Origin of the sequence: Micromonospora sp. NPDC049282 (assembly GCF_043197045.1) — a bacterium.
Classification (GTDB): domain Bacteria; phylum Actinomycetota; class Actinomycetes; order Mycobacteriales; family Micromonosporaceae; genus Micromonospora.
The window spans coordinates 91,297-99,119 of the sequence record NZ_JBICSL010000020.1 but is presented as its reverse complement, the minus strand read 5'-3'; the positions used below and the strand labels follow the sequence as shown (position 1 = coordinate 99,119).

General features: G+C 74.8%; 8 protein-coding genes. 3 read left to right on the top strand and 5 right to left on the bottom strand.

What is annotated here, in order from left to right; translation table 11 throughout:
• The first annotated feature begins 458 nt into the window (after nucleotides 1–458).
• Complete coding sequence (locus tag ACGFI2_RS26325; protein WP_393521740.1) at nucleotides 459–986, top strand: GNAT family N-acetyltransferase; 528 nt, start codon at nucleotides 459–461, stop codon at nucleotides 984–986.
• A gap of 12 nt (nucleotides 987–998) precedes the next feature.
• On the opposite strand, the gene ACGFI2_RS26320 is transcribed toward ACGFI2_RS26325, so the two are convergent.
• Nucleotides 999–2,444, bottom strand: coding sequence for a M20/M25/M40 family metallo-hydrolase (locus ACGFI2_RS26320; protein ID WP_393521738.1), 1,446 nt, complete (start codon nucleotides 2,442–2,444; stop codon nucleotides 999–1,001).
• Nucleotides 2,445–2,544: 100 nt separating this feature from the next.
• On the opposite strand from ACGFI2_RS26320, the gene ACGFI2_RS26315 reads away from it, so the two are divergent.
• A complete protein-coding gene (locus ACGFI2_RS26315; RefSeq protein ID WP_393521736.1) occupies nucleotides 2,545–3,843 on the top strand; it encodes an NAD(P)/FAD-dependent oxidoreductase in 1,299 nt (432 codons plus the stop codon).
• An 11-nt stretch (nucleotides 3,844–3,854) separates the two neighbouring features.
• On the opposite strand, the gene ACGFI2_RS26310 is transcribed toward ACGFI2_RS26315, so the two are convergent.
• From ACGFI2_RS26310 to ACGFI2_RS26300, 3 genes are all read right to left on the bottom strand, one after another.
• Nucleotides 3,855–4,979 carry an AI-2E family transporter gene (locus tag ACGFI2_RS26310; protein WP_393521734.1) on the bottom strand — a complete coding sequence of 375 codons (1,125 nt, stop codon included), beginning with the start codon at nucleotides 4,977–4,979 and terminating at the stop codon, nucleotides 3,855–3,857.
• 40 nt (nucleotides 4,980–5,019) lie between these two features.
• The gene (locus ACGFI2_RS26305; protein WP_393521732.1) at nucleotides 5,020–5,805 is read right to left on the bottom strand and encodes a spermidine synthase; all 786 of its coding nucleotides are present in this window, start codon (nucleotides 5,803–5,805) and stop codon (nucleotides 5,020–5,022) included.
• 84 nt (nucleotides 5,806–5,889) lie between these two features.
• On the bottom strand, nucleotides 5,890–6,861 hold the full coding sequence (locus tag ACGFI2_RS26300) for a DUF2267 domain-containing protein (protein ID WP_393521730.1): 972 nt from the start codon (nucleotides 6,859–6,861) through the stop codon (nucleotides 5,890–5,892).
• Nucleotides 6,862–7,046: 185 nt separating this feature from the next.
• Here ACGFI2_RS26300 and ACGFI2_RS26295 point away from each other — a divergent pair, with 185 nt between their 5' ends.
• Nucleotides 7,047–7,358: a hypothetical protein gene (locus ACGFI2_RS26295; protein WP_393521728.1), complete on the top strand. Its 312-nt coding sequence runs from the start codon at nucleotides 7,047–7,049 to the stop codon at nucleotides 7,356–7,358.
• A 76-nt stretch (nucleotides 7,359–7,434) separates the two neighbouring features.
• Here ACGFI2_RS26295 and ACGFI2_RS26290 read toward each other — a convergent pair whose 3' ends face one another.
• Entirely contained in the window at nucleotides 7,435–7,782 is a 348-nt protein-coding gene (locus tag ACGFI2_RS26290) for an STAS domain-containing protein (protein WP_393521726.1), read from the bottom strand.
• Between the last annotated feature and the right edge of the window lie 41 nt (nucleotides 7,783–7,823).

The following is a 7,823-nucleotide window of genomic DNA, read 5'->3' as shown; positions in this document are numbered from 1 at the left end:
GACCGGGCTGCCGGCGGCCCGAGAGGGCCGGGCTCCACGCGGTCTGCCAGGTATAACGCCCCGCCCCCGGCGCCGATTCCGCCATGACGGTGGCGCCGACCACGCCCGGCCCGCCCGAACCGGACAGACCCCACCCCACCCCACCCACCCCACCCCCGAACTGCACAAATCACCCACCGAGCCCAGAGGTGGGCGGGTTCCCCGTGCACCGACTCCAGTTCGCCGAAGGGGCGGGATCGGACGCGCCGGGACACCGCCACCACGGCGACCTGGAGTCGATCAAGGGGCGGGATGCCGCCACCTCGGCGAGGTGGCGTCGATCAAGCGCGGGATACCGCCGTGTCGGCGAGGTGCAGTCGCGGCACGTCGACCACGTGCGGCCGTGACCCGGGCGGACCGGTCCACGCCGAGCCACCCCGCTCGGGCCGTGCGGGGGCGGGTGGTTGAGAGTGGGGTTCGTGAGGTATCTGCGCAGCGACGGCCGAGTCGCGATCCGCCGTCCCCGCCCCGCCGACGAGGCGGAGTTCGTGGCCGCCGCCCGGCGCAGCCGGGACCTGCACCACCCGTGGCTGGCCGCGCCGGACGACGCCGAGCGGTACGCGGCGTACCTGCGCCGGACGCGGACGCGGGACACCTCCGGGTTCCTGTTCTGCGACCACGTCAGCGGCGAGATCGCCGGGTACGCGAACATCGGCGGCATCGTGCTCGGCGCGCTACGAGGCGGCTACCTCGGTTACGCCGCGTTCCGCCCGTACGCGGGGACCGGTCACGCCTCGGCCGGCGTGCGACTGGTGATCGAGCACGCGTTCGGCGCGCTCGGGCTGCACCGGTTGGAGGCGAACATCCAGCCGGGCAACGAGCCGTCGCGGCGGCTGGCCCGCCGTCTCGGCTTCCGGCTGGAGGGCTTCTCCCCGGACTACCTGTTCGTCGACGGGGCGTGGCGCGACCACGAGCGCTGGGCGATCACCGCCCCGCCGACGCCCTGACCGGCCGCCGCCTCAGCTGCCGGGCTTCGGGAACGCGACCGGGCTGCGGTGCCCGGCCCGGTCCACCGCCCGCACGCCGAAGAACACGTTGTCCTTGGACAGGTCGATCGTCACCTCGGTGACGTCCCCGACCGCCAGCACCTTCTGCCACCGGTCGGCCGTGGTCTCCCGCCAGACCACCTCGTAGCCGGCCAGGTCCGGTTCGGCGCCGCGCTGCCAACGCAGCGTCGTGTCGTTGGTCAGGTTCGTGGTGACCACGATCGCCCCCTTCGGCGTGCCCGGCGCCTGGGCGAGCGACCACAGCGTCGCGGCGTTCACCCGGGCCACCCGGGTGATGTAGTCGAAGTCGCAGAACTCCGGCAGGTCGCCGTACTGCACGCCGTCCACCACCCGGACGTCCTGGTGCTGGTGGGCGAAGTCCTCGGCCGGCTCGGTGAACCGGCCGGCCGGCCAGCCCTCGCGCAGGAACGAGATGTGGTCGCTGCCGCGCAGGTAGCGGTCGCGCCGGTAGATCACCCGGACGTCCATCCCGGTCGCGCCGTTGTCGGCCACGTCGCTGACGAACCGGGCGAGCTGTCGCGACGGGGAGTCGTTCTCGCCGCCGACGGACTGCCGCACGCTCGCCTCGGCCGGCGTCTCCGCGGTCGGCACGCCCTCGGCGAAGAGCCGCACGGTACGCGGGTCGCGGGTGCCGTCGTCGGCGGTGCTGCTGCCGACGATGTCGTTGCTGAACATGGCCTGCACGTCCACGCCGGCGGCCTTCAACCGGCCGGCCAGGTACGCCGAGCCGTACAGTCCCTGTTCCTCGGCGGCGACGGCGGCGAGCACGATGGTGGCCTCGGTGCGCCGGGTCGCCAGCACCCGGGCCAGCTCCATCACCACGGCCACCCCGGACGCGTCGTCGTCGGCGCCGGGCGCGTCGCCGACCGCGTCCATCACGTCGGTGGCGCGCGAGTCGTAGTGGCCGGTGATCACGTACACCCGCTCGGGCGTGACGTCGCCGCGCAGCGTGGCCACCACGTTGGTGATGGTGGTGGCGGTCGGGATCCGGGAGGCGGGCTCCTGCACGTACGACTGGAGTTCGACGGTCATCCGGCCGCCGGACGCGGCGGCGTACCCGGACAGTTGCGCGTGGATCCAGTCGCGGGCGGCCCCGATGCCGCGTACCGGATCGTCCTGGCTGGATAGGGTGTGCCGGGTGCCGAACGCGGCGAGTCGCCGGACGGTGGCCTCGATCCGGGCTCGGTCGATCTCGCGCAGCAACGCGGTCAGCTCGCGGTCCGGCGGCTGCGGCCGGGCCGGCCGGCCCGGGCCGTGCGGGACGGCGGCCGCGGCGGACGCGGGGTCCGCGGCGAGCGGCGTGGCGACGGCGGCGGCGGTGGCCGCGGCGGAGGCGGTGAGGAAGGTACGCCGGGTCGACCTCGTGGGTCGGCCCTCGGCGGTCTCGTGGTTTCCCATCCCGGCATCCTCGCGCCGATCACGAGGAATGTCCATATCGGCGCAGGTGGATGGATGGTCGGGACGTTTGTCGGAGGTCTGCCCGGGAACGGCAGCAGACATGACGAAACCACGTGTGGTGATCGTGGGGGCCGGGTTCGCCGGGTACCACGCGGCCAAGACGTTGTGCCGGCTGGCCCGCGACCGGGCCGAGATCGTCCTGCTGAACACGACCAACTACTTCCTCTACCTGCCGCTGCTGCCCGAGGTGGCGGCCGGCGTGATCGAGCCGACCCGGATCTCGGTGCCGCTCGCCGGCACCCTCGACGGCGTCCGGGTGGTGGTCGGCGAGGCGGACCGGGTGGACCTGCAGAACCGCTGGGTCGGCTACCGCTCCGCCGAGGGCGACCACGGTCAGCTCGCGTACGACCGGCTGATCCTCTCCGTCGGCAGCGTCAACAAGCTGCTGCCCATCCCCGGCGTGACCGAGTACGCGCACGGCTTCCGCGGCCTGCCCGAGGCGCTCTACCTGCACGACCACGTGGTCCGGCAGGTCGAGCTGGCCGAGCTGACCGACGACCCGGCCGAGCAGCGGGCCCGCACCACGTTCGTGGTGGTCGGCGCCGGCTACACCGGCACCGAGGTCGCCGCGCACGGACAGCTCTTCACCGACCGGCTGCTGGCCCAGCGCCCGCACCTCAAGGTCCGGCCCCGCTGGATGCTGTTGGACGTCGCCCCCCGCGTGCTGCCCGAACTGGACCGGCGGATGTCCGTCACCGCCGACCGGGTGTTGCGCCGCCGAGGCGTCGACGTCCGGATGGGCACCTCGGTCGGCGAAGCCACCCCGGACGGGGTGATGCTCACCGACGGCGAGTACGTCCCCACGTGCAGCCTGATCTGGTGCGTCGGGGTGCGCCCCGACCCGCTCGTGGCCGAGCTGGGACTGCGCACCGAGAAGGGCCGGCTGGTGGTCGACGAGTACCTCAACGTCCCCGGCTTTCCGGAGGTGTTCGCCTGCGGCGACGCCGCCGCCGTACCGGATCCGACCCGCCCCGGCCAGGTGTGCGCGATGACCGCGCAGCACGCCCAACGGCAGGGCAAGCTGGCCGCGCACAACATCGCCGCCTCGTACGGGCAGGGCGCCCGTAAGTCGTACAAGCACCACGACCTGGGCTGGGTGGTGGACCTGGGCGGCAAGGACGCGGCGGCCAACCCGCTGAAGGTGCCGCTGTCCGGCCTGCCGGCCAAGGCGGTCACCCGGGGCTATCACCTGCTGGCCATGCCCGGCAACCGGCCCCGCGTCGCCGCGGACTGGGCGCTCGACGCCACGCTGCCCCGCCCGGCGGTGCAGCTCGGCCTCGTCCCGGCCAACGCGGTGCCGCTGGAGAGCGAGTCGCCGGAGCTGGTCCGCCGGGCCTGACGGCCCGGCGCTCATCCACCGGCCGGCGGCCGGTCCCACGTCACCGGGCCCGGACCGTCGGCCGGACCGCCTGCGGCGGCCGGGTCGCCGTCGGCCGGCGCGGCCAGGGCCAGTCGCCCGGCGGGGACGAACTCGCGCAGCAGCACCTGCACGACGCCGGCCGCCGGGATCGCCAGCAGCGCGCCCACCAGGCCCGCCAGCTCGGCCGCCAGCAGCACGCTGAACAACACGGTCAACGGGTTCAGCCGGACCGCGCGGGACATGATGACCGGTTGGAGCAGATGGTTCTCCACCTGCTGGTACAGCACGAAGAAGACCAGCACCACGATGCCGGCGGTGGGGGAGCGGGCGAACCCCGCCCCGGCCGCGACGATCGCCCCCAGCGTGGCCCCGACCAGCGGGATCAGGTCGGCCACGGCGACCACCAGGGCGATCACCGCGGCGAACGGCACCCCGAGCAGGAGCAGCACGGCGAAGGTCAGGACACCGCAGATCAGGCTGATCACCAGGTTGCCGCTCAGGTAGCCGGTGACGATCCGGGACGAGTCGCGGCCGATACGCCGCAACCGCTCCGCCGGGCCGTCACCGACCAGCCGCAGTGTGGCCGCCGTGATCCGGGGCGCCTCCAACACCATCAGGTACGCCAGCACCACCACCGTGACCAGCGCGGCGACGGCCTGCGCCACGCCGCGCACCAACCCGACCGTCGGTTCGCCCAGCCGGGAGCCGTACCGGCGCAACTGGCCGGGCTCGGCGTACCGCAGCAGGTGCAGGCGGTCCAGCAGCTCGCCGACCGGTCCCCGGCCGGCCTGCGCCTCGTGCACCACGTGCGGCGCCCGGTCGGCCAGCCGACCCAACTCGTCCACCAGCGGCAGGACGATGAGCGTGCCCAACGCGGCGAGCAGCACGAACGCCACCAGGAAGACCAGCAGGGTGGCCAGCGCGCGCCGGCGTACCCGGCGCTCCAGCCGGTCGACCAGCGGCTTGAGGGCGACCGCGAGGAACGCCGCGACCAGACCCCAGACGAGCACCCGCCGGGTCGCCCAGACCAGCGCCAACCCGACCACGCTGGCCAGCACGAGGCCGATCACGATCAGCGTCCGGCGGGCGGTGGACCGGTCGTCGGCGACGCTCATCCGGCGCGGCTACCCGCCCTGCCCGGCGGAAAACCCGGGCTCAGGCCAGGTCGGCGTCGGTGACCGGCCACGCGTCGGCGGCGAACGCGTCGAGCGTCGCGCCGTGCAGCACGGTGCCCGGCACCGGGTCGCCGGCGACCCGGGCGGCGAGGCGACGCACCGGCAGCCGCCCCGGGCGGAGCGTGCCGGCGAGCACCACGTTGCCGTACCGCCGGCCGCGCAGCATCCGCCGGTCGGTGAGCAGGCAGACGTCGGCGAAGACGGCGCGCAGCGTGGCCACCTGCGCGCGGGTGTGCGCCAGCGGCGGCAGGTCGGTGAGGTTGACCAGGTAGACGCCGTCCGGGCAGAGCACCCGGGCCACCTGCGTGGCGAACTCCACGGCGGCCACGTGCGCGGGCATCCGGGCCGCCCGGTAGACGTCGCCCACCACCACGTCGTACGCCCCGGCCGGCGCCTCGGTGACCGCGTCGCGGGCGTCGCCGAGCGCGACCACCACCTCCGGCGGCACCGGCGGCAGCCGCCGGCGGACCAGGTCGACCACGCCGGGATGGCGCTCGACGACCCGCTGCGCCGAACCGGGGCGGGTGGCGGCCAGCCAGCGCGGCAGGGTGAGCGCGCCGCCGCCCAGGTGCAGGGTGCTCAGCGGCCGGCCGGGCGGCGCGCTCAGTTCGATCACGGCGGCGATCCGCCGTACGTACTCGAAGTGCAGGTGGCGGGCGTCGGCCACGTCCACGTAGGACTGCTCGACCCCGTCGGCGAGCAGCGTGCGCCCGGTGGGCCGGGCCGGGTCCACGACGATCTCCAGGACCTCGGTGTCGCTCTCCACCTTCGGCAGGCTACCGGGCCGTCCAGATGTCAAGCGGGGGCCCCGCCTATGCCGGAGGCGTTGAGCGGGGCCCCGCCTTGCACCTCAGCCGGCGGCCATGCCGGCGCCGGCCTCGTCGATCGCGGCGTCGACCCGGTGCGCCAGGTCCACGTCCGCGGCGGTCACGCCGTCGACCTGCTGGGTCCGGACGGTGAGCAGGGCGTTGTCCGGATCCGGCCGGCCGATCTGCGGACCGCGGCCGCCGCTGTCCCTGAGCCGGTCCAGCCGGTCGAGCACCCGGTCCAGGTTGCCGCCGGGCAACTCGATGGTGCGCACCAACGTCCGCCGGTCGCTGGACCAGTAGGGGAGCGCGGCCAGCGCGTCCCGCAGCTCCGGCTCGGTCAGCGGCGCGGTGGCCGAGGAGGCGCCCACCAGACCGCCGCCGTAGTCCGCGGGCGCGAGCAGATCCCGCAACCCGTCGGGTACGCGCAGCGAGCCGACCAGCTCGGCGTCGGCGTCGGCCAGCGCGGCCAGGGTCGCCTCGGCCTGGTAGCGCGCCTGTTCCGGGGTGAGCCGGCTGCGCCGCCCGACCTCGGCCAGGAAGCCCGGCAGGTCCTGCCGCCGCTCGATGCCGTCCACCGGCACCACGTCGTGCAGTTTCACCGGCACCGCGTCGAGCAGCCGTTCCCGCTCGGTCTCGTCGAGCGCCCAGGCCAGGGCGAGCACGGTGGCCTCCGCCGCGATCTTCGCCTCGGCGAAGTCGACGCCGGCCCGCCGACTCACGGCGTCCACGAGATCCCGGTAACGCATCGGGACCGCCGCGTCCGGCCGTGGGTCGGGCAGCGGGCGCGGGCGCTCCGCCACCCCGACCGCCGGCGGTGCGGGACCGCCACGCGTGCTGTCCGGCTTGTGCCGGCCGGCCGGCGGCGGACCGGACCGGTCGTGCCGGTCCAGCGAGGTGACCTGCTTGGACGCGCTCAGGCTGGCACCGGTCTGGCTCGGCCGCCGGCCCTGCTCCCGGGCCTGGCGGGCCAGGGCCCGGCGGCGCTGGTTGTCGCCCTCCATCTGCTTCCGCATCTCCTCGCACCTCGTTCCTGGTCGGTGGCGCTTGCGCCGGTCGCCTTCCCGGCGCTGCGGGGAAGCTAACGGGCGCCCGTGGAGCGACCCGCTTCATTCGCTGCGGGTGAGGGACGCTCACCCGCCGGGGCCGCACGATCGCAGGGACCGGACAACTTCCGACGCACGCGGAAGGGTAGGTCGTCATGAAACGGATCGTGGAGATCGTCCCCGCCCGTCCCGGTTGGTACGCCCGCTGGCGCCTCGGCACGGACGCCACCCGGTGCTACCCGGTGACCCTGTGGGCGCTGCTGGAGGAGAACGACGGCGGCGGGCGCGAGGTGGTCGGGGTCGACTGCGTCGGGCAGTGGCCCGGCGAGGACGACGACGCGGACGCGGACTTCGTCCGTTACCTGTTCCAGACGCCCGATTCCGGTGTGCCGGAGGACGCCGAACCGCCGCTGGCGGGACGGGAGCGCGACAGCGGGCCGAGCCGTCCGGCCGTGCCCGCCGCCTGAGCCATCCTCCCGGCCCCCGACCCCTGGTCCCAGGGTCGGGGGCCACCCCCTGCCCGTGAACCCGGTGCGGGTTTCCTCAGCCCACCTCGCGGGCGTCGCCGGCCGCCGCGCGGGGCGGAGCGGGGAGCAGCTCGGTCAGGCCGGTACGGTCCAGCAACCGCCGGACGTGCGGGCTCACGTCGATCAGGTGGATCCCGGCGGTGCCGGACCGGTGGATCACCACCAACGCGCTCAGGCCGGACGAGTCGCACAGCGTCACCCCGGCGAAGTCGAGCCACAGCTCCTGGTGACCGTCGCGGCGCAGCTCGGCGGCGGCCTCGACGAGCTCCGCGGCGGTGTCGAAGTCGAGCTCACCGGCCACCCGCAGCCGGGCGGTCCCGGCGTCGAGCCGATCCACCTCGATGGTCAACAGCGGGGAGGGCATGGGCTCATGTTCCCAGTCGGCGGTGGTCCGGAAACCCCGGG

Coding starts and splice junctions, on each gene's coding strand:
- ACGFI2_RS26320 (WP_393521738.1), bottom strand. CDS start 2,444: ATGGGAAACCACGAGACCGCCGAGGGCCGACCCACGAGGTCGACCCGG.
- ACGFI2_RS26315 (WP_393521736.1), top strand. CDS start 2,545: ATGACGAAACCACGTGTGGTGATCGTGGGGGCCGGGTTCGCCGGGTAC.
- ACGFI2_RS26310 (WP_393521734.1), bottom strand. CDS start 4,979: ATGAGCGTCGCCGACGACCGGTCCACCGCCCGCCGGACGCTGATCGTG.
- ACGFI2_RS26300 (WP_393521730.1), bottom strand. CDS start 6,861: ATGCGGAAGCAGATGGAGGGCGACAACCAGCGCCGCCGGGCCCTGGCC.
- ACGFI2_RS26295 (WP_393521728.1), top strand. CDS start 7,047: ATGAAACGGATCGTGGAGATCGTCCCCGCCCGTCCCGGTTGGTACGCC.
- ACGFI2_RS26290 (WP_393521726.1), bottom strand. CDS start 7,782: ATGCCCTCCCCGCTGTTGACCATCGAGGTGGATCGGCTCGACGCCGGG.